Here is a 19,192-nt window from a genome sequence, read left to right on the forward strand (position 1 = left end):
CTGCAGGGCCCTTCGCTCTCGCACGGAGCACTGAGAGCCAAATCGGCATCCAGCGCAATGAATACGGCGGTGTTGTGCTATATTTTTAATAGCAAATCTCTTGTCGATGTGCGCTGCCCGAAACAGCGGCCGCAACCCTCGCTCAGGGATACCGAGCATGCCCGCCCCCCGCTGCCGGGTTAGCCTGCGCGCCCCACAGCCCTTGCATTGCCCGCCATGTCCATCAGCGTCTTCGATCTGTTCAAGATCGGTATCGGCCCGTCCAGCTCCCACACCGTCGGGCCCATGATCGCGGCGCGGCAGTTCGCCGTCGCGGTGCAGCAGCAGGTGGGCTTCGGGCCAGTGCAGCGGGTGGGGGTCGAATTGTTCGGCTCGCTGGCGGCCACCGGTGTGGGGCACGGCACCGACCGCGCCGTGCTGCTGGGCCTGGCCGGGCACGAGCCGGACCGGATCGACCCGGACCAGATCGGCCCCACGGTGGAGGCGATCCGCACAAGCCGCCAACTCGACCTGCTGGGCACGCACCGGATCGCGTTCAACGAAAAGGAACACCTGCTGTTTCGGCGCAAGAGCCTGCCGTTCCATCCCAACGGCCTGAGCTTTCACGCACTGAACGAGCAGGGCGAAGTGCTGCTCTCGCGCACCTACTATTCGGTGGGTGGCGGCTTCGTGGTGGACGAGTCGGGCCAGCGCGTGCTCAACAGCGTCGCCGCCATGGAGCCCGATGCCGCAGGCACCGGCGCAGGCCTGCCCTACCCCTACCGCACCGGGGCCGAGCTGCTGGCCCAGTGCGCGGCCACGGGCCAGAGCATCGCGGCGATCACGCTGGCCAACGAAGGGCACTGGCACAGCGGCACCGAAGTGCGCCAGCGCCTGCTGCGGATCTGGCAGACCATGGCCGGCGCCGTGCAGCGCGGCTGCGCCAGCCAGGGCAGCCTGCCCGGCCCGATGCGGCTGCAGCGGCGCGCCGGGCTGCTGCACCAGACCCTGTCGAGCCGGGCCGAAGAGGCGCTGCGCGACCCGCTGTCGATGCTGGACTGGATCAACCTCTACGCCATGGCCGTCAACGAGGAGAACGCCGCGGGCGGGCGCGTCGTCACGGCGCCCACGAACGGCGCTGCCGGCGTGATCCCGGCCGTGCTGCACTACTACGTGAAGTTCGTGCCCGGCGCCGACGAGGACGGCATTGCCGACTTTCTGCTCACGGCGGGCGCCATCGGCATCATCTACAAGGAAAACGCCTCGCTCTCGGGTGCCGAGGTGGGCTGCCAGGGCGAGGTGGGCGTGGCCTGCTCGATGGCGGCCGGCGCACTGGCCGCGGTCATGGGAGGCACGCCAGGCCAAGTCGAGAACGCGGCCGAGATCGGCATGGAGCACAACCTGGGCATGACCTGCGACCCGGTGGGCGGGCTGGTGCAGATTCCGTGCATCGAACGCAACGCCATGGGCGCCATCAAGGCCATCAACGCCGCGCGCATGGCCTTGCGCGGCAACGGCACCCACATGGTCTCGCTCGACCAGGTCATCAAGACCATGATGCAGACCGGCGCCGACATGAAGAGCAAATACAAGGAAACATCGCGCGGAGGGCTGGCGGTGAACGTCGTGGAGTGCTGATCGCTCTGGCGCTTGTCCAGGGAGTGTGGTGAATAGGACGCACCGGCACGTCGGCTCGCGGGCAAACCCTGCCATTTTTCGTTACACGCGCATACACTTTGCGGTTTTCGCCCGCCGCCCGGCGCGGTGCCCGTTCGTTCTTCCTAACCGCCTTTCCAAGATGCATTTCCTTTCACGACTGCGCCCGTGGGCGTTCATGGCGGCGGTGGCCGCGTTCGGCAGCGCCACACCGGCCTGGGCGGAAGACACGCTGGCGCGCATCGCAAGCTCCGGGGAACTGAAGCTGGGCCACCGCGAAAAGTCCCTGCCTTTTTCGTTCAAGGACAGCAACGGCGCGGTGAAGGGCTACACGGTCGATGTGTGCCTGCAGATCTTCGAAGAGATCAAGAAGGAATTGAAGCGGCCCGACCTGCGCGTGCACTACCTGCTGGTGGACGGCAAGAACCGCATCACCGACGTGAAGGACGGCGTGGTGGACCTGGAATGCGGCGGCACGGCCAACACCGCCGCGCGCCAGAAGGAAATCGCGTTCAGCCACCACATCTTCGTGGCGACGTCTTCGTTCCTGGTGCGCAAGGATTCGGGCATCAAGACGCTCGACGACCTGCAGGGCAAGAAGATTGCCGTGCAGGGCAAGACCACCAACGAGGGGCTGCTGCGCGCCAACGAACGCACCTACAACCGCCGCTTCAACTACGTGCTGGCCGACAGCACCATCGACGTGGTGAGCGCCCTGGTCAAGGGCGAGGCCGACGCCGCCTTCGCCGACGACGCGGGCATCTGGATTCCGCTCACCCGCCTGGGCAAGAACGTGGACGACTACCACTTTCTGGAAAAGCGCCTGTCGCTGGAGCCCTACAGCATCGGTCTGCGCAAGGACGATCCCAAGTTCAAGGAAGTGGTGGACCGCGTCACCCGCCGCATGATCCAGGGCGGCGAAATGGCCGCGCTGTACAAGAAGTGGTTCAGCGTGGACCAGCAGGGCATGCTGCCGATGAGCCTGTTCATGAAGGAAGCCCTGCGCCGCCCGAGCGACATGGGCGTGGAACAGATCGCTTTCTGAGGCCGGCCCGCCGCGTTGGCGGCAGGGGCGGCCGTCCTGGACCAGCGCGCGCCCTCCCCGGCCACTGGCCTACATGTAGCCCTGGTCGATCGCCTCCTGGTGCTCCCGCAATTCCTGTTCCTTGCGCGCCTGGATTTCCTCTGGCGTGCTGGGAGTCGAATACAGCATCGACGAAATCCCCTGGCTGTCGAACGCTTCTTCGATGTCCTTGGCCACGCTTTGCAAGGCATCCAGCTTGTTGAAAGACTGGCCGATATCCATGTTCGCCATCTGGCTCAGTGAGGCATGCAGCTGAGGATCGGCATAGCGCAGGCCTTTCATCTCGTCGCTGGCGAGGAATTGCTTGAGCTGCTTGTGGCTTTGGAGGATGGCCTCGCGCTGGCCCGACAGTTCATTGAACTCCTGGGCCGTCTTGAAGGTGCTCACCATCTTGGCACCGCTGCGGCGCATCGTGCGCTCCAGGTCGAAAGCCATGCCCGTTTGATCGACCTTGGTGAACTTGCCGGAAAGGTCCGCCAGTTTCTCCAGCATCGGCAGGTTGGCCGCCAGTGCCTGGCTCAAATGGTGCGCCACGGGAATGTTCATCCTCGCCATTTCGTTGCGCAGGGCATTGTGCTCACGGACCGCTGTTTTTTTCTGAGCGGTGAGGGTTTCAAACCGCGCGTTCAGCGCGTCGTAATCCTTGTCGGACATGGCATCGGTCGCGTTGTCCAGTTGCGTGTCCACCTGGTGATGCTCCCTGGTCAGGGCTTCCATGCGGGCCTTGGCCTCCAGGTATTGCGCCTTGACCTGCCGCGTTCCCCGGATGAATTGCATTTTTGGCTGGTCGGTACCGGTCGCTGCGGACTGGGGCTGGGTCCGCCCGAAACTTGTTGCCGAGGGTGCCTGCTGAGGCTTTGCAGCCTGGGCAGTGTTTGCCGGACGCGAGGGACTTGCCGGGCCCGTGGGCCGCGAAGGGCTTGTCGGACGAGAGGGGCTAGAGGGACGCGAGGGGCTGGTCGGGCTAGAAGAGCCCGAGGAACTGGTGGAGTTCCAAGAGCTGAGGGAACTCGACGAATTCGAGGAACCCCAGGAGCTCATGGAACTGAGGGAACTCGATGAATTGGTGGGGCGCATCGAAGTGCGATGCACTCCCGGCTGGGACACCGGCGCATCGCCGCGCCCGCCGCCGAACATCTTCAGGCCCGCGGGCTCGGGCTGCTGCTTGCGCTGAGATGGCGCGGCAGTCGTGGCCTGCTGATAGCCCGAGGTTTGCATGCGCTGCTGCGATTGACCGCCGAGACCGGTCTGCTGGCTGCCCGGGCGGAACGACTGCAGGTTGGCCCGGGGCGGCTGCGACTGCGAGCCCTGCGGACGGGCTGCCGCTCCATTGGGTCGCGCATTCAGCTTGGAGAACACGGCATCCTGCTGCGGCCGGGCCTGCGAAGTCCCCGATGGGGTCTTCTTTGGCTGGCCCGTGGTTTTCGACGCCACCTCCTTGACGAAGCGGTTGCCCGCAGACAAGACCTTGGAAGCCAGCTTGGAAGTGAGTGACATGAAAACCTTTCGACGCGGTCGCTCGCCGTGCCTTGCATCGGGAAATCGCCGCTTGAAATGCACTGTAGGCAGGCTCGGCACGCGCATGGCCTTGTCACCCGAAAGCGCTGGCTGGAATGCGAAGGCACCCGTCGTCGGTCCGGCTGCCCGCCCTTCGCGCGCCATCGCTCGCCGCCCGGCCGTGGCGCCCATGGGAGAATCCCGCCCCATGACACCGGAACAGTACGTCCAGCAAAAAGCCGCCGCCTCGGGCAGCAGCTTCTATTACGCCTTCCTGTTCCTGCCCGCGCCGCGCCGCGCTGCGATCACGGCCTTCTACGGGTTCTGCCGCGAGGTCGACGATGTGGTGGACGAAGTCTCGGATGCCGGCGTGGCCCGCACCAAGCTGGCCTGGTGGCAGGCCGAGGTGGCGCAATCGTTCGCGGGCCGCGCCACGCACCCCGTGATGCAGGCGCTGATGCCCCACACGGCCGCCTACGGCATCGAAGAGCGCCACCTGCAGGCCGTGATCGACGGCTGCCAGATGGACCTGGAGCAGACGCGCTATCTCGACTTCGCGGGCCTGTCGCGCTACTGCCAGCTGGTGGCGGGCGTGGTGGGCGAAGTGGCGGCGCGCATATTCGGGCAGACCGACGAGCGCACCACGCAATACGCCCACACGCTGGGCCTGGCGTTCCAGCTCACCAACATCATCCGCGACGTGGGCGAGGACGCCATGATGGGCCGCATCTACCTGCCCGTGGCCGAGCTGCAGCAGTTCGACGTGAAGGCGCACGAGGTGCTCAAGCGCCAGTATTCCGACCGGTTCACCGCGCTGATGCGCTTTCAGGCCGAGCGCGCGCATGGGCTGTACGACGAGGCGCTGGCCCTGCTGCCCCCGGCCGACCGGCGCGCGCAGAAACCCGGGCTGATGATGGCCAGCATCTACCGCACGCTGCTGCGCGAGATCGAGCGCGACAACTTCCAGGTGCTGCACCAGCGGGTGAGCCTGACCCCGCTGCGCAAGTTCTGGCTGGCCTGGAAAGTCCAGGCGCTCGGCCGGTTTTGAGCGGCGCGCGTTCCCCCATGCAACGGGTTGCCATCATCGGCGGAGGCTGGGCGGGCATGGCGGCCGCCGTGGCCGCCGCGCAGGCCGGGCACAGCGTGACGGTCTTCGAGGCCACGCGCGTTCTGGGCGGCCGGGCACGCGCCCTGTCGGTGTCCGACGGGCAAGGCGACTCGGTCACGCTGGACAACGGCCAGCACATCCTGATCGGCGCGTATGCCGAATGCCTGCGCCTCATGCAGGTGGTGGGCGTGGACCCCGACGCGGCCCTGCTGCGCATGCCGCTGTCGCTGCGCTTTGCCGATGGCAAGGGCATCCGCCTGCCCGACATCGCCCCGCCGTGGGACGCCGTGTGGGGCATCGCCACCGCGCGCGGTTGGGGGCCCGCCCAACGGCTGGCGCTGCTGATCACCACCGCGCGCTGGATGTGGGGCCTGGGCGGTTTCCGCTGCGAACCGGGCGACACCGTGCTGCAGATCAGCAAGGGCCTGCCGGCGCAACTGATGGCGGAGTTCGTCGAGCCGTTGTGCGTCTCGGCGCTGAACACGCCCGCCAGCGACGCCAGCGCCACCGTGTTTTTGCGCGTGCTGCGCGATGCGCTCTTCAGCGGGCGCGGCGGCTCCAACCTGCTGCTGCCGCGCACCGACCTGGGCGCGCTGTTTCCCGAGCCCGCGGCGCAATGGCTGCAGGCCCAGGGCCATGCCGTGCACCGCGCGCGGCGGGTGCAGTCCGTCGCGCCGGTGGCCCCGCAGCAAGGCAGCGGCTGGACGGTGGACGGCGAGGCCTACGACACCGCCGTGCTGGCCCTGCCCAGCAGCGATGCGGCCAAGCTGGTGGCGGGCTGCGCGGGCTCGGCCCAGGCCGCCGCGCGCAAGGAACTGTGCTCGGCCCTGTACGACTGGGCGGCCGTTGCCGGCGCCATGCGCTTCACGGCCATCGCCACGGTCTATGCCCAGGTGCCCGGCGCCCAGGGGCCGGTGCTGGAGAGCCCCATGCTGGCGCTGCGCAGCTCGCCGGGCGAGCCGGCGCAGTTCGCCTTCGACCGCGGTGCGCTGGGCGGCCGCGCCGGCCTGCTGGCGCTGGTGGTGAGCGCCTTCGAGGGCGACCGGGCCCAGCGCGAGCAGCAGGTGCTGCGCCAGGCCATGCGCCAGTTGGGCCTGCCAGCCCTGGAGCTGGTGCAGACGGTGGTGGAAAAGCGGGCCACGTTCGCCTGCACGCCTGCGCTTCAGCGCCCCTCCAACGCCATCGCGCCGGGCTTGTGGGCCTGTGGCGACTATGTGCGCGGGCCCTACCCCGCCACGCTCGAAGGCGCGGTACTGGCGGGGACGGCAGTGGGCCAGCAGTTGGGCAAAAAATAGCCTCCAGCGCATATACCACTAGGGCACATAGCTACAAAAACAATAGCAAACCACCAATCTTGCAGAGCCGAGCCCCGGCCCTTGTCACCCCACAGTCACCCCGCAGTCAGGCCGCAGCCAGTCCGGTTTCAGCGCAAGGCAGCCGGAAGCGCCGCCGCTCAGGCAACGCGGGGCAGCACGTCCGCCATCTTGAGCACCGCCACGCCGGTGTTGCCCCAGAAGCGCTCCAGGCTCTGCGACCGCTCGATCAGCAGGCGCTGCACCAGCGGCTCCAGCGACGTGACGGCCGGGTCGGCCACCAGCAGGTAGCGCGGCTCCACGCTTTCGGGCAGGCCGGCGGCGGTCTCGTTCACCTGCACCACCCAGTCCAGCGCGGTGAGCGCCTCGATCACGGGCTCCAGTTGCAGTGCATCCACGCGCAGGGCCTGGCACAGGCCGCTCATGCGCATTCCCCGGCCGGGCGTGCCGCTGGCCTGGTGCAGCGCCTGCAGCACCTCCACCGCCAGCTGGAAGGTCCAGCCCTGGCCGCTGGCCCGGCGGGCCACGCCGTTGAGCAGGCTGGGCAGGTAGGCCGCCACCACCGCGCCCAGCAGCACGATCACCCAGGCCACGTAGATCCACACCAGCAGGATCGGCAGCGTGGCGAACGCGCCATAGAGCACCGAATAGGTGGGCACCGACGCCAGGTACAGCCCCAGCACCTTCTTGGCGACCTCGATGCCGACCGAGACGAACACCCCGCCCGACCACGCATGGCGCCACTTGACCTGCGTATTCGGCACATAGCGGTACAGCGCGGCGGTGCCGCCGGCCAGCAGCATGAATTCGATCGAATCGAACAGCAGCCGCGCACTGTCGGGCAGCGCATCGTGCAGTCCGCGAGAGGCCGATGCCGCCACCCAGGTGGTGAGCGCCAGGCTGGCCGCCAGCACCAGCGGCCCGAGCGTGATGACGGCCCAGTAGATCAGCACGCGCTGGCCCAGCGGCCGCAGCCGGCGCACGCGCCAGATGTTGTTGAGCGTGCGGTCGATGGTGAGCACCAGCGCCAGGGCGGTGCCCAGCAGGATGGAAAAGCCCGCCACGCCCAGCCCGCTGGCCTTGGCCGCGAACTGCGTGAGATAGCCCAGCACCTGGCGCGAAATGCTGTCCGGCACCAGGCTGTCCACCAGCCAGCGCTGCAGGCCGGTCTGCAGCGTGCCGAAGATGGGAAAGGCGGTGAATACGGCCAGCGCCACGGTAAAAAACGGCACCAGCGCCAGCAGCGTGGTGAAGGTCAGGCTGCTGGCCGTGAGGCCCAGGCGGTCCTCGCGGAACCGCTCGCGCAGGGTGTGCGCCGTGATGCGCCAGGGGAAATGCGACAGATCGGCCAGCACGGCTTCAAAGCGCTGCGCAAGTGGGGCTAAGGACATGGCCGATATGATGCCACCCCGATGCCATCTTCCCCCCTCACCCCTGGCGCGGCCACCAGCCCCGGCCACCCTGCAGCCCCCGACGTGGCTGCCACCCGATGGCTGGCCGTGGGCTGCCTGCTCGGCCTGATCGTGCTCAGCCTGGCCTGGGAGCTGTGGCTGGCGCCGCTGCGCCCCGGCGGCTCCTGGCTGGCGCTGAAGGCGCTGCCGCTGGCGGTGCCGCTCGCCGGCCTGCTCAAGCACCGCATGTACACCTACCGCTGGGTGAGCCTGGTGGTGTGGCTTTATTTCACCGAAGGCGTGGTCCGCGCATGGAGCGACAAGCCGCCGGGCAACTGGCTGGCGATGCTGGAGATCGCGCTGTGCCTGGGCCTGTTCGTAGCCTGCGCGCTGCACGTGCGGCTGCGCCAGCGCCATGCGCGCGCTGCGGCGGCGCTGGCTGCGTCCGGCGCCACGCCTGCATCGACGTCTTGAAGGCGGCCCTGCCGCCCGCCTTCGTCCCATGATCCGTTTCCGCGAGAGTTCGAGAACACCATGTCCACACTGATCGACACCCTGCGCCAGACCGTCGGCGCCGCCCATGTGCTCACCGAAGGCGACCTCACCGCCTGGGAACAGGACTGGCGCCGCCGCGCGCGCGGCAAGGCGCTGGCCGTCGTGCGCCCCGGCAGCACGCAGGAAGTGGCCGCCGTGGTGCGCGCCTGCGCGGCCGCCGGCACGGCCATCGTTCCCCAGGGCGGCAACACGGGCCTGGCCGTGGGCTCCATCCCCGACGAGACCGGCACGCAGGTGCTGCTGAGCCTGACACGCCTGAACGCCATCCGCGCGGTCGATGCCGACAACCTCACGCTCACCGTGGAGGCCGGCGCCATCCTGCAGAACGTGCAGGACGCGGCCGAAAAGGCCGGCCTGCTCTTTCCCCTGAGCCTGGCGGCCGAGGGCAGCTGCACCATCGGCGGCAATCTGGCCACCAACGCCGGCGGCACGCAGGTGGTGCGCTACGGCAACACGCGCGACCTGTGCCTGGGCCTGGAAGTGGTCACGCCGCAGGGCGAGATCTGGGACGGCCTCAAGGGCCTGCGCAAGGACAACACCGGCTACGACCTGCGCGACCTGTTCATCGGCAGCGAAGGCACGCTGGGCATCATCACCGCCGCGACGATGAAGCTCTACCCGCAGCCCGCGGCCAGCCTCACCGCATGGGCGGCCGTGCCGTCCATGGAGCACGCCGTGCAGTTGCTCGCCCTGGCGCACAAGCACCTGGGCGCGGGGCTGACCGGCTTCGAGGTGATGGGCCGCTTCGCCCTCAGCCTGGTGGCCAAGCACATGCCGCAGTTGCGCGTGCCCTTCATCGATCAGGCCGACGTGCCCTACGGCGTGCTGCTGGAAAACAGCGACAGCGAATCGGAAGCCCACGCCCGCACCCGCTTCGAATCGCTGCTGGAAACCGCCTTCGAGGCCGGCTGCGTGACCGACGCGGTGGTGGCGGAGAACCTGGCGCAGGCCCACCAGCTCTGGCACATCCGCGAGAACATTCCGCTCGCGCAGGCCGAGGAAGGGCTCAACATCAAGCACGACATTTCGGTGCAGATCCCGCGCATTCCGGCGTTCGTCGAATACGCCGATGCGCTGCTGCAGCGCGAGATTCCCGGCGTGCGGCTGGTCAATTTCGGCCACCTGGGCGACGGCAATCTGCACTACAACGTGCAGGCCCCGGCAGAGGGCGATGCCAAGGCCTTCCTGCGTGACGAGGAAGCCCGGGTGAACCACCTGGTGTACGAAGCGGTGGCCCAGTTCGGCGGCTCGTTCTCGGCCGAGCACGGCGTGGGCGCGCTGAAGGTGGACAAGCTGGAGAAGTACCAGTCGCCCGTGGCGCTCTCCATGATGCGCGCCATCAAGGGCGCGCTGGACCCGCAGGGCCTGATGAACCCGCACTGCATGCTGCCGGTGCACAGCGCCTGACCACGGGCTGGTTCCCGCGGGTTTTAAGCCTGGGCCGGCGACCGGCCCCGACCGTGCGGCTCAGCGCCGCGCGTCTTCCAGCACCTTGCGCACGTCGGCCGGCAACGGCACCGGCGCGCCGGCGTCCTGCACGTCCCATTCGGCGTCGCCCGTCTGCAGCCACACCCGCATCGCATCGCGCGAAGGGTCCACCACCACGGCGGCGGCCTGGGCATCGGGCTGCTGCGAGCTGCGGCCGGTGATGTAGAGCAAGCCGCCTTCCTGGCGCAGCGGCGTGGTGATCGCCATGTTCTGCAGAAACTCCGGATGGTTGACGGGGCCGAGCAACTCCTTCACCCGCACGCCCATCGGGCCCGTGCGCAGAAAATCCGTGCCTTCCGAGGGCTTGCGGCCCACCTGTGCCTGCACGCCGGCCCAGCGGTCGGAGGCCGCGGGCGCCGTTGCCGCGCCAGGGGCCGCCGGCTTGGCAGAAGAGGATGTCGTGGTGGCAGTGGAGGCGGCAGGCGTGAGCGGCACGTTGCTGGCACAGCCGCTGGCGAGCATCAACGCGGCGAGGAACGGCAAAGAGGGCGAAAGGCGCATGGGGCGGATTTCCTTGAATCGGGGAAGCAACCGGCGAGCTTAGCCGCTGTCGGGCGAGCATCCCGCCTCGTCCCGACCGGACGGCCAGGAGTCGCCCGGACTATCAGACGGCCATGGGCGCCGTGATGTGGGCGTGGTGCTCGTAGCCTTCGAGCGAAAAATCCGATGGCTCGACCTTCTCCAGCCACTCCGGCTCGTACTTGCCGGTGGAGGCGTAATCTGGAATGCGGTCCGACAGGATGAGCTTCGGGGCCGGGTACGGCGCGCGCGTGAGCTGCTCGCGGAGCATGTCCACGTGGTTCTCGTAAATGTGCGCATCACCGATGAAGTAGGTGAACCAGCGCGGTGTGTAACCCGTGAGCCGCCCCACCAGGTGCAGCAGCGCCGCGCCTTCGGCAAGGTTGAACGGTGTGCCGAGCCCCACATCGTTGCTGCGGATATAGAGGCACAGCGAGATTTCCTGCTTGCCCGGATTGGCGAGGAACTGGTACAGCAGATGGCACGGCGGCAGGGCCATTTCATCGAGCTGGGCCCAGTTCCATCCATGGAACAGGATGCGGCGGCTGCCGGGGTCCTTGATGAGCGTGTCCAGGCACTGCCGAAGCTGGTCGATGGCCTTGTACAGCAACACGCCGGACGGTTTGCCATCGTGGCCGTCGAGCGTGCCGATCTGCTGGTAGCCCCGGCCCAGTGCGTCGTCGAGTTGGGCCTTGCCCTGCGGTTCAGCCGGGTGGATGAGCTTGTAGGCGGGCCATTGGCGCCACTGGACGCCGTACACCGAGCCCAGGTCATCCTCCGCGAGGCGATAGGGGTTGGCCAGCCACTGGGCGTTCTCGTTCGCGTTCTGGTCCCACACCTTGCACCCCAGGGCGCGGAAGTCGGCCGCGCTCCGGTACGCGCGCAGAAAACCCACCAATTCGCCCACCACCGATTTGAAGGCGAGCTTTTTCGTCGTGACGGCAGGAAAGCCCTCCTGCAGGTCGAACCGCAACATCGCGCCGGGCAGGCTCAGGGTGCGGACCCCCGTGCGGTTGTCTTGCCAACTGCCGTTGTCGAAGATGTTCTGAACGAGGTCGAGATACTGTTTCATTGCCGAAGTGACGAGCCAAGGGGACGGCCGAGGGGGGCGGGCCAAGGGCGGAATCGTAGCGCAAGGGGTCGGGCGGCGTGCCTCAGGGCCGTATGCCCTTTGCCAGCAGGCCGGCGATATCGTCGATCACGGGCAAAAGATCGGCCACCGAATCGATCACGTAATGCGCACCGGCGGCCCGCAGCTTGGCACCGGCGTCTTCGCGGCGGGCCTGCTGGGCGGCGGGGGGCAGCGCATTCCATTCGCCGAGCGTCAGCCCCATCGCATTGCCGCTGACCGCGACGCCCACCGTCCAGGTGCCGGCATGGAGGCCCTCCAGGATGCCGACATCGGTGTCGTCCACCTTGACCACCGTTGCCGGCCACCACACCGCGAGGTCCGCGAAGCAGCGAAACATCATCAGTGGAGACGGGCGGCCCGCCGCCAGGTCGCCCGCACAGACGAGGTTGTCCGGCCGGTAGCCCCCGGCCGCCGCGATGGGCGACAGGATGTCCATGATCGGCCGGTTGTAACCGGTGGTGGAGCCGATCTTCAGCCCGCGCGCGCGCAGTGCGGCCACGGTGTCCAGCGCCCCGGGGATAAAGCCGGCGAAATCGGCCACCACGGCGGTATTCATCGGGGTGAAGACTTCGTAGAGGTGGTCGATGTCGGCATCGGTGAAAGGCCGGCCGTGCTGGCGCTCCCACTGCTGCGCGACCTCGGGCAGCAGGCTCAGGGCCTTGATGTGGTCCCACTTGGCGACGCCCATCGGGCCGCGGGCCTGATCGATGCCGATGCGGATGCCGAATTGATCGAACAGCCGCACGAAGGCGCCCATGGGCGCGCACGAGCCGAAATCGAGAATGGTGCCCGCCCAGTCGAAGACGACGGCGCTGAGTGCTGTAGTGGAAGGTTGCATGCCCGGGTGTTTGATAGGTCGGCGCCGGGAAGCCGGCGCGCTGATGGATAGAAAGAGAAAGGCGACGGGTTCACCAATCGCCGAAGGTGTCCTCGGCAATGCCGAACGCCGTGCTGGCGCCGGTGCCACTGGTGACGATGACCAGCCGGGTGGCATCGTCGGGCCGGTCGATGAGGCAGTCGGTCGTGGCCGACGACGGGTAGACGCCCACCCAGCGCTCGGTCACCCGGCAGGCTTTCAGCTTCACGGTGTCGTGCAGGTGCCGCAGGATGAGGTCGTCCACCCGCTCGTCGGCGAAGGGCATCGGCGCGGCGCTGTAGTGGTGCGAATCGCCCACCACCAGGGACCCATCGGCGCTTTGCACCACGATCAGGTGAATGCCGTTGGCCAGCGATTCGCCCTCTTCCCGCTGAAGCTGCTCGCGCAGCGCAGCGGCGGCCGGCAACTGGCTGTAGCCCAGATACCGCACCAGGCTCAGGTCGGCCATGACCGACCCGGGCAGGCGCAGGCCCGGCTCGGGCATGACCCGCAGCATGTGCAGCAGGCACAGCCGAAGCTGGTGGGGCGCCAGCCGCTCGGCGAACAGGCCGTTGATGTCCGAATGGGTGCACACCACCACCCGCTCGGCATGCAGCACGCCGCGTGCAGTGCGCACCCGGGGCGTGGCGACCTCCAGCACGGCCTCGCCGAAGCGGAACACCACGCCATGCGCCTCGGCCAGCCATTGCGTCAACAGGCCGATGGCCGTGCGCGACTCGACCCGCATCTCATGCGGGCTGTAGAGCACGCCCTGGGCACCGTCCAGTTGCAGCGCCGGGGCGCGGCGAGCGGCCTCGGGCACGTCGAGCAGCTCGCAGGCCTCGCCCATTTCAGTGCGCATGAACTCTTCGAGCACCTTCAGCGCCTGGGGCCGGAATGCCGTGAGGTACAGCCCGTGGTGCACGGCCTCGATGCCCGCCTGCGGGGCGATGTCGCCCCACACCTCGCGGGCCCGGCGGGCACGGCGCCAGGTGTCGCCGGCCCCTTGGCCCGTGACGGTGATGAAGCCGAAATTGCGGATGGACGCGCCCACGCAGGCCGCGTCGCGCTCCACCACGCAGACCTTCAGCCCGCGCAGGGCGGCGGTATAGGCATGGGCCAGGCCGACGATGCCGGCCCCGACCACGATCACGTCGAAAGTGTTGCTGGTTTGCATGGTGCTCTCCGCGCCGCAGGGCCGCCTCCGGCGCTGCGTGCTTCTTGTCTCAAAGGTTCTTCGCCTGTGCGGCGTTCAGGTTGTCATCGGCCCGGCGCCCGCCACGCCTGGGTCCGCCGGTCGATCCACCAGCCAGCGGCGAGATACAGCAACGTGACCACCGCGGAGGTCGCGGCGATCAGCACCGCCATCGCCGCCGCCGGGCCGGTATCGCCCGCCTCGTCCAGGTTCAGGATGGCGACCGACGCCAGCTTGGTGTCGGGCGAGTAGAGGAAGACCACGGCCGAGATCGTCGTCATGGCGTTGATGAAGAAATAGCGCGACACATCCAGCAGCACCGGCAGGCAGATCGGCAGCGTCACGCGCCAGAACGTCTTGTAGAGCGGAACCTTGAGCGAGGCGGACACCGCTTCGAATTCGGTATCCAACGCCTTGAGCGCGGTCACCACGGTGAGGTGGCCGGTCGTGTAGAAGTGCACCACCGTGCAAAGGACCATCAGCGGCAGCGTTTGGTAGAGCCCCTTCAGCGGGTTGGCCGGTGCGTTGAAAAAGAAGATGTAGCCCAGGCCCAGCACCAGCCCGGGCACCGCCATGGGCAGCATGGCCGCCAGCCGCACGATGGGCCGCAGCGCGTCGAGGCCCCGGGTCTTCTCCAGCAGGTACGCGCCGACGAACACCACCGCCGTCCCCACCACCGCCGTGCTGGACGCGAGCTTGAGGCTGTTGACCAGCGCGTCGGCCAGGTCGGCGTCGATCAACCCCGACACGTAATGGTCCAGGCTGGGCGTGAGGTTGTAGGGCCACAGCTTGGCGAAAGAGGCGAACACCGCCATGCCGAACACGGCCAGCACCAGGCCGGCGACGCACAGGCAATACAGCGTCATGGCGGCATCGAATCCGCGCGAGCGCTGCGGCACCAGCGCCACGGCGCGCGCCGTCAGGGTGGCGGTCTGGCGCCGCTGCACCAGCCCGTCGATGGCGAAGGTGAGCACCGCCGGCAACAACAGCAGCAGCGCCACCACCGCGCCGCGCTGAAAGTCGTGCTGGCCGATGACCAGCTTGAAGACGTCGGTGGCCAGCACGTTGAAGTTGCCGCCCACCACCTTCGGGATGCCGAAGTCGGTGATGACCAGGGTGAAGCACACCAGCCCGGCCGAGATCAGCCCGTATTTGGCGCCCGGCAACGTGATGGTGAAGAACTTGCGCAGCGTGCCGGTGCCGAGCGCATCGGCCGCTTCGTACAGCCGCGCATCGGCCAGCGAGAGCGCCGTGACCAGAATCATCAGCACATGCGGAAACACCGCAAAGCATTCGGCCAGCACGATGCCCGATGCGCCGTAGATGCCGTCGAAGCCCAGCGCAGCCCAGAAGCCCTTGGCCACGCCCTGGTTGCCGAACCAGTAGATCAACGAGATGGCGGACAGCAGCGAAGGCGCCAGCAGCGGCAGCAGCATCACCGTGCGCAGCAGCGGCTTGGCCGGCATGCAGCTGCGGGTCAGTGCGTAGGCGAACGCGAAGGCCAGCGGCAGCACGATGGCGGTGACCAGCAGCGATACCCAGACGCTGTTCCACAGGCTGGTGAGCAAGGCGGGCGAAGCCAGGTAGGCCGTAAAAGCCCCGAGGCCCGACATCGCCGAGCCCTCAGGCGCATCCAGCGCCTTCGACAGGATCAGCAGCAGCGGCGCCACCAGCCCGATGCACAGCAGGGCCACCACGCCCAGCAGGCCGAGGTGGGCCACGCGGTCGCTCCAGTGCACGCGCTGCTGCAGGGGCGCCACGCGAAGGGCCGCCGCCACCGCACTCATGCGGCCGCGCCGGCGGGAAACACGCGCAGCCGGTCGGCGCGGAGGGCGAAGCTCACGCGGGTGCCTTCGCGCACGCCGAACTCGTCCATCTGGTTGAGCGAATACTGCAGCTGCAGCGGCTGGCCGCCGAGGCCATCCACATCGATCTCGGCCAGGCAGTTGCCGCCCAGGAACTCGATGTGGCGCACGGTGCCGGCGCAATGCAGCGGGTCGTCCTGCACGGCGGCGCCCACCACGCGGTCCTCAGGCCGCAGGTACAGCGACACCGCGCTGCCGGGGCGAAACTCGTTACCCGCGCCGGGCACGCACTGCAGGCGCTTGTCGCCGCAGCGGAACCAGTGGCCGCCCTCGGCCACCGCATTCAGCCGGTTGACCTTGCCGACGAAGTCCGCCACGAAGGGCGATGCCGGCTCGCGATAGACCTGCATGGGTGTGCCGACCTGCTCGATCACGCCATGGTTCATGACCACGATGCGGTCGGCCACCGACAGGGCCTCTTCCTGGTCGTGCGTGACCATGATGGTGGTCACGCCCAGGCTGCGCTGCAGCGAACGGATCTCGTTGCGCAGGTGCACGCGCACCGTGGCGTCCAGCGCCGACAGCGGCTCGTCCAGCAGCAGCAGGCCCGGCGACGTGGCCAGGGCGCGCGCCAGCGCGATGCGCTGCTGCTGGCCGCCCGACATCTGCGCCGGAAATTTCGGCCCGCTGCCCGGCAGCCCGACGAGGCGCAGCAACTCATCCACGCGCGCCGCGATCTGCGCCCGCCCCTCGCGGCGGTTGACCAGGCCGTAGGCCACGTTCTGCGCCACCGTCAGGTTGGGAAACAGCGCATACGACTGGAACATGATTCCGTAGTCGCGCTCGGCCGGCGGCGCCAGCGAGATGTCGCGGCCCGCCTGCACGATGCGGCCGGCGGTCTGCGTCTCCAGCCCCGCCACGATGCGCAGCAACGTGGTCTTGCCGCAGCCCGACGGCCCGAGAAAGCAGACGAACTCCCCCTGGCGGATCGACAGGTCGATGCTGCCGAGCGCGGTGAAACCGCCGAATCGCTTGTGGATGCCGCGAAGCGCGAGGAAGGTGTCGTCGCCGTCCATGTCGTTTACTTCTTCGCTTCGCTCTTGCTGTCGTAGCGCCTGGACCATTCCGCCAGCGTGGCCTCGCGGCTGGCGGCGGCCTTGTCGAAGTCCAGCTTGATCAGGCGTGCCTCGTAGTCGTCCGGAATGCCGGCGAGCTTGGGCGCGATGCCCGGCTGGGCCGTGATAGCGAAGTTCTTGCCGTAGAGCTTCATCGCATCTTTCGACGATGCCCAGTTGGCCAGCTTCTTCGCGGCGTCCAGCTTCTTGGTGCCCTTGTAGATGGCGAAGCCTTCCAGGTCCCAGCCCAGGCCTTCCTTGGGGAAGACCAGTTCGATCGGCGCGCCCTTGGCCTTGTTGGTGTGGCCGCGGTACTCGAAGGAAATGCCCGCGACGTACTCGCCCGATGCAGCCATGTTGCAGGGCTTGGAGCCGGAATGGGTGTACTGGCCGATGTTCTCGTGCAGCGCGTCCATGTACTTCCAGCCGCCGCCCTTGCCGCCGTCGTCGCCCCACATCTGCAGCCACGACACCACGTCGAGATAGCCCGTGCCGGACGACGCGGGGTTGGGCATCACCACCTGGCCCTTGAACTCGGGCCGGGTCAGGTCCTTCCAGGTCGTGGGCAGGGGAATGTTGCGTTTCTTGGCCTCCACGGTGTTGAAGCACACCGTGGCGCCGAACACGTCCATGCCGAACCAAGCGGGCGGGTTCTTCTTGTCGCGGTAGGCCGGCATGATGGCGTCGATGTTCAGCGGCGCGTAGGGCTCCAGCATGCCGCTGCGGTCGAAAAGCGCCAGGCTGGTGGCGGCCACGCCCATGATCACGTCCGCCTGCGGGTTCGCTTTTTCAGCCAGCAGCTTGGCGGTGATGACGCCCGTGGAGTCGCGCACCCACTTGATCTCGATGTCGGGGTTCACCGCGTTGAAGGCTTCCTGGTAGGCCTTGAGCTGGTCCGTCTCCAGTGCGGTGTACACGATCAGTTGCTGCTTTTGCGCGAAGGCAGAGCCCGCAGCGGCGGCAAGAACCAGTCCGAAAAAGGCCGCGAGCAGCGGCCGTTGGGTGCGTTGCATTGAACTACTCCAGGGGTTGAACGGGTCGAACTTTGGCCGCTGCGCGTGTCATCCTGATGACATGCATGCCAAGCAAAATGAGGGCCATGTTTGGTTCAATGTTTTTTGTAGATCGTAGACAATCTACAAAATCAATCGTTTGGGAGACATTCACGCATGCCCGTCCAGAGCCCCGCGAACGCCGCCATTGCACAACTACAGGGCAACTCGCTCGCCGGACTGGTGCAAAACGAGGTCGAACGCATGATCCTCGCCTCCGAACTGAAGCCCGGGGACAAGCTGACCGAGGCCACCATCGCCAGCCAGCTCGGTGTTTCGCGCGGCCCGGTGCGCGAAGCCTTTCGCATGCTCGACGAGGCCGGCCTGGTGCGCACGGAGAAAAACCGCGGCGTCTTCGTGCGCGACATCGCGCTGGACGAAGCGCTGGAGATCTTCGAGCTGCGCGCGGTGATGGAGATGTACATCGGCCGCAAGCTGGCAGAAACCTGCACCGCCGCCCAGACGAAGGCGCTGCGCCAGTTGGTCGAAGCCATGGACGCGGCCACCAAGGCCGGCAACGCGCAGGACTTTCACCGGTTCAACCTCGAATTTCACGACACCCTGCTGCAGTTGGCCGGCAACGCCAAGTTCACCGCCAACTACCGGCGCCTCATCAAGGAGCTGTCACTGATACGGCGCCGCAACCTCACCGTCGAGTCGATGGCGGTGTACACCCGCGAGCACCGGCAGATCGTGAAGGCGATCGCGGCGCGCAACGCCGAAGCCGCAGGCCAGGCGATGTTCGACCATGTGATGAACAGCCGCGAACGCACGCTGCAGAACTACAGCCCAGAACCGCCAGCGCCTTCCGCATCGCCCGCCGCACCAGCCAAGGGCGGGGCACCGGCGCGCAAGCGGACGTTGCGAGCCACTGTGGGGGCCTGACGATGCCGCTGGCTTTCGACGACATCGCCCTGCTGTTCGAGCGCCATGGCGGCACGCAGTACAGCGGGGAGCCGGTCACGCAGACCGCCCACGCGCTGCAGACCGCCTGGCTGGCGGAACAGGCCGGTGCGGACGCCGAATTGATCACCGCCGCGCTGCTGCACGACCTGGGCCATCTGCTGCAGGACCACGGCGAAACCCCCACCGCGCGCGGCATCGACGATCTGCACCAGTTCAGCGCCCTGCCCTTCCTGCGCGGACTGTTCGGCGAGCGCGTGCTCGACGCCATCCGCTGGCATGTAGATGCAAAGCGCTACCTGTGCGCCACCCGTCCGCACTACCGATCGGCGCTGTCGGCCGACTCGCAGCGCAGCCTGGCGCTGCAGGGCGGCGTGTTCGACGCGCACGAGGCGCAGGCGTTCATCGGCAGGCCGCACGCGGAAGAAGCGGTGCGGCTGCGGCTGTGGGACGACCAGGCCAAGGTCGAAGGCCTAGCCACGCCGGACCTGGGCCATTACCTCGGCATTGCCGCGCGGTGCCGTCTTCGGCAGTAGCCATGGGC

At 67.9% G+C, this 19,192-nt stretch carries 17 protein-coding genes; 8 read left to right on the top strand and 9 right to left on the bottom strand.

Going from position 1 to position 19,192, the window contains the following annotated elements:
* Positions 1-216 precede the first annotated feature (216 nt).
* Positions 217-1,617, top strand: a complete 1,401-nt coding sequence (locus BLT03_RS03785) for an L-serine ammonia-lyase (protein WP_092740470.1) — start codon at positions 217-219, stop codon at positions 1,615-1,617.
* A gap of 160 nt (positions 1,618-1,777) precedes the next feature.
* On the top strand, positions 1,778-2,680 hold the full coding sequence (locus tag BLT03_RS03790; RefSeq protein ID WP_245711229.1) for an amino acid ABC transporter substrate-binding protein: 903 nt from the start codon (positions 1,778-1,780) through the stop codon (positions 2,678-2,680).
* Between the two features lie 69 nt (positions 2,681-2,749).
* Here BLT03_RS03790 and BLT03_RS23750 read toward each other — a convergent pair whose 3' ends face one another.
* Positions 2,750-4,216: a hypothetical protein gene (locus BLT03_RS23750; RefSeq protein WP_139160313.1), complete on the bottom strand. Its 1,467-nt coding sequence runs from the start codon at positions 4,214-4,216 to the stop codon at positions 2,750-2,752.
* A 208-nt stretch (positions 4,217-4,424) separates the two neighbouring features.
* Between BLT03_RS23750 and hpnD the strand changes: the two genes are divergently transcribed.
* Both hpnD and hpnE read left to right on the top strand, forming a co-directional pair.
* Positions 4,425-5,264 (top strand): presqualene diphosphate synthase HpnD, encoded by an 840-nt coding sequence (gene hpnD / locus BLT03_RS03805; RefSeq protein ID WP_092741047.1) that lies wholly within the window; start codon positions 4,425-4,427, stop codon positions 5,262-5,264.
* A 17-nt stretch (positions 5,265-5,281) separates the two neighbouring features.
* Complete coding sequence (gene hpnE, locus BLT03_RS03810) at positions 5,282-6,619, top strand: hydroxysqualene dehydroxylase HpnE (RefSeq protein WP_092740478.1); 1,338 nt, start codon at positions 5,282-5,284, stop codon at positions 6,617-6,619.
* Positions 6,620-6,777: 158 nt separating this feature from the next.
* Here the strand turns inward: hpnE and BLT03_RS03815 are convergent, their stop codons facing one another.
* On the bottom strand, positions 6,778-8,028 hold the full coding sequence (locus BLT03_RS03815) for a YihY family inner membrane protein (RefSeq protein ID WP_092740480.1): 1,251 nt from the start codon (positions 8,026-8,028) through the stop codon (positions 6,778-6,780).
* A gap of 21 nt (positions 8,029-8,049) precedes the next feature.
* Here BLT03_RS03815 and BLT03_RS03820 point away from each other — a divergent pair, with 21 nt between their 5' ends.
* Positions 8,050-8,502, top strand: a complete 453-nt coding sequence (locus tag BLT03_RS03820) for a DUF2069 domain-containing protein (protein WP_092740482.1) — start codon at positions 8,050-8,052, stop codon at positions 8,500-8,502.
* 60 nt (positions 8,503-8,562) lie between these two features.
* Positions 8,563-9,990 (top strand): FAD-binding oxidoreductase, encoded by a 1,428-nt coding sequence (locus tag BLT03_RS03825; RefSeq protein WP_092740484.1) that lies wholly within the window; start codon positions 8,563-8,565, stop codon positions 9,988-9,990.
* A gap of 60 nt (positions 9,991-10,050) precedes the next feature.
* Here BLT03_RS03825 and BLT03_RS03830 read toward each other — a convergent pair whose 3' ends face one another.
* From BLT03_RS03830 to BLT03_RS03860, 7 genes are all read right to left on the bottom strand, one after another.
* Positions 10,051-10,572, bottom strand: coding sequence for an Ivy family c-type lysozyme inhibitor (locus BLT03_RS03830; RefSeq protein ID WP_092740486.1), 522 nt, complete (start codon positions 10,570-10,572; stop codon positions 10,051-10,053).
* 103 nt (positions 10,573-10,675) lie between these two features.
* Positions 10,676-11,662, bottom strand: coding sequence for a thymidylate synthase (locus tag BLT03_RS03835; protein ID WP_092740488.1), 987 nt, complete (start codon positions 11,660-11,662; stop codon positions 10,676-10,678).
* 82 nt (positions 11,663-11,744) lie between these two features.
* Positions 11,745-12,560 carry a phosphonoacetaldehyde hydrolase gene (gene phnX, locus BLT03_RS03840; protein WP_092740490.1) on the bottom strand — a complete coding sequence of 272 codons (816 nt, stop codon included), beginning with the start codon at positions 12,558-12,560 and terminating at the stop codon, positions 11,745-11,747.
* Positions 12,561-12,630: 70 nt separating this feature from the next.
* Positions 12,631-13,755 carry a TIGR03364 family FAD-dependent oxidoreductase gene (locus BLT03_RS03845; RefSeq protein ID WP_092740492.1) on the bottom strand — a complete coding sequence of 375 codons (1,125 nt, stop codon included), beginning with the start codon at positions 13,753-13,755 and terminating at the stop codon, positions 12,631-12,633.
* Between the two features lie 83 nt (positions 13,756-13,838).
* Positions 13,839-15,560 (bottom strand): putative 2-aminoethylphosphonate ABC transporter permease subunit, encoded by a 1,722-nt coding sequence (locus BLT03_RS03850; protein ID WP_092740494.1) that lies wholly within the window; start codon positions 15,558-15,560, stop codon positions 13,839-13,841.
* Positions 15,557-16,654: a putative 2-aminoethylphosphonate ABC transporter ATP-binding protein gene (locus tag BLT03_RS03855; protein WP_092740496.1), complete on the bottom strand. Its 1,098-nt coding sequence runs from the start codon at positions 16,652-16,654 to the stop codon at positions 15,557-15,559. Before BLT03_RS03855 ends, BLT03_RS03850 begins: the two co-directional genes overlap by 4 nt.
* Positions 16,655-16,659: 5 nt before the next feature.
* The gene (locus BLT03_RS03860; protein ID WP_092740498.1) at positions 16,660-17,706 is read right to left on the bottom strand and encodes a putative 2-aminoethylphosphonate ABC transporter substrate-binding protein; all 1,047 of its coding nucleotides are present in this window, start codon (positions 17,704-17,706) and stop codon (positions 16,660-16,662) included.
* Between the two features lie 156 nt (positions 17,707-17,862).
* On the opposite strand from BLT03_RS03860, the gene BLT03_RS03865 reads away from it, so the two are divergent.
* Positions 17,863-18,630, top strand: a complete 768-nt coding sequence (locus BLT03_RS03865; RefSeq protein ID WP_092740500.1) for a phosphonate utilization associated transcriptional regulator — start codon at positions 17,863-17,865, stop codon at positions 18,628-18,630.
* A gap of 2 nt (positions 18,631-18,632) precedes the next feature.
* Complete coding sequence (locus tag BLT03_RS03870) at positions 18,633-19,184, top strand: phosphonate degradation HD-domain oxygenase (RefSeq protein ID WP_092740502.1); 552 nt, start codon at positions 18,633-18,635, stop codon at positions 19,182-19,184.
* Positions 19,185-19,192 lie beyond the last annotated feature (8 nt).

This window comes from Paracidovorax valerianellae (assembly GCF_900102625.1).
GTDB lineage: Bacteria > Pseudomonadota > Gammaproteobacteria > Burkholderiales > Burkholderiaceae_C > Paracidovorax > Paracidovorax valerianellae.

What these genes read in the sequence shown, in the direction of transcription:
- BLT03_RS03790 (WP_245711229.1), top strand. Translation starts at nt 1,778, where the DNA reads ATGCATTTCCTTTCACGACTGCGCCCGTGGGCGTTCATGGCGGCGGTG.
- BLT03_RS03850 (WP_092740494.1), bottom strand. Translation starts at nt 15,560, where the DNA reads ATGAGTGCGGTGGCGGCGGCCCTTCGCGTGGCGCCCCTGCAGCAGCGC.
- phnX (WP_092740490.1), bottom strand. Translation starts at nt 12,560, where the DNA reads ATGCAACCTTCCACTACAGCACTCAGCGCCGTCGTCTTCGACTGGGCG.
- BLT03_RS03825 (WP_092740484.1), top strand. Translation starts at nt 8,563, where the DNA reads ATGTCCACACTGATCGACACCCTGCGCCAGACCGTCGGCGCCGCCCAT.
- BLT03_RS03785 (WP_092740470.1), top strand. Translation starts at nt 217, where the DNA reads ATGTCCATCAGCGTCTTCGATCTGTTCAAGATCGGTATCGGCCCGTCC.
- BLT03_RS03845 (WP_092740492.1), bottom strand. Translation starts at nt 13,755, where the DNA reads ATGCAAACCAGCAACACTTTCGACGTGATCGTGGTCGGGGCCGGCATC.
- hpnD (WP_092741047.1), top strand. Translation starts at nt 4,425, where the DNA reads ATGACACCGGAACAGTACGTCCAGCAAAAAGCCGCCGCCTCGGGCAGC.
- BLT03_RS03820 (WP_092740482.1), top strand. Translation starts at nt 8,050, where the DNA reads ATGCCATCTTCCCCCCTCACCCCTGGCGCGGCCACCAGCCCCGGCCAC.
- BLT03_RS03815 (WP_092740480.1), bottom strand. Translation starts at nt 8,028, where the DNA reads ATGTCCTTAGCCCCACTTGCGCAGCGCTTTGAAGCCGTGCTGGCCGAT.
- hpnE (WP_092740478.1), top strand. Translation starts at nt 5,282, where the DNA reads ATGCAACGGGTTGCCATCATCGGCGGAGGCTGGGCGGGCATGGCGGCC.
- BLT03_RS03860 (WP_092740498.1), bottom strand. Translation starts at nt 17,706, where the DNA reads ATGCAACGCACCCAACGGCCGCTGCTCGCGGCCTTTTTCGGACTGGTT.
- BLT03_RS03870 (WP_092740502.1), top strand. Translation starts at nt 18,633, where the DNA reads ATGCCGCTGGCTTTCGACGACATCGCCCTGCTGTTCGAGCGCCATGGC.
- BLT03_RS03835 (WP_092740488.1), bottom strand. Translation starts at nt 11,662, where the DNA reads ATGAAACAGTATCTCGACCTCGTTCAGAACATCTTCGACAACGGCAGT.
- BLT03_RS03855 (WP_092740496.1), bottom strand. Translation starts at nt 16,654, where the DNA reads ATGGACGGCGACGACACCTTCCTCGCGCTTCGCGGCATCCACAAGCGA.
- BLT03_RS03865 (WP_092740500.1), top strand. Translation starts at nt 17,863, where the DNA reads ATGCCCGTCCAGAGCCCCGCGAACGCCGCCATTGCACAACTACAGGGC.
- BLT03_RS23750 (WP_139160313.1), bottom strand. Translation starts at nt 4,216, where the DNA reads ATGTCACTCACTTCCAAGCTGGCTTCCAAGGTCTTGTCTGCGGGCAAC.
- BLT03_RS03830 (WP_092740486.1), bottom strand. Translation starts at nt 10,572, where the DNA reads ATGCGCCTTTCGCCCTCTTTGCCGTTCCTCGCCGCGTTGATGCTCGCC.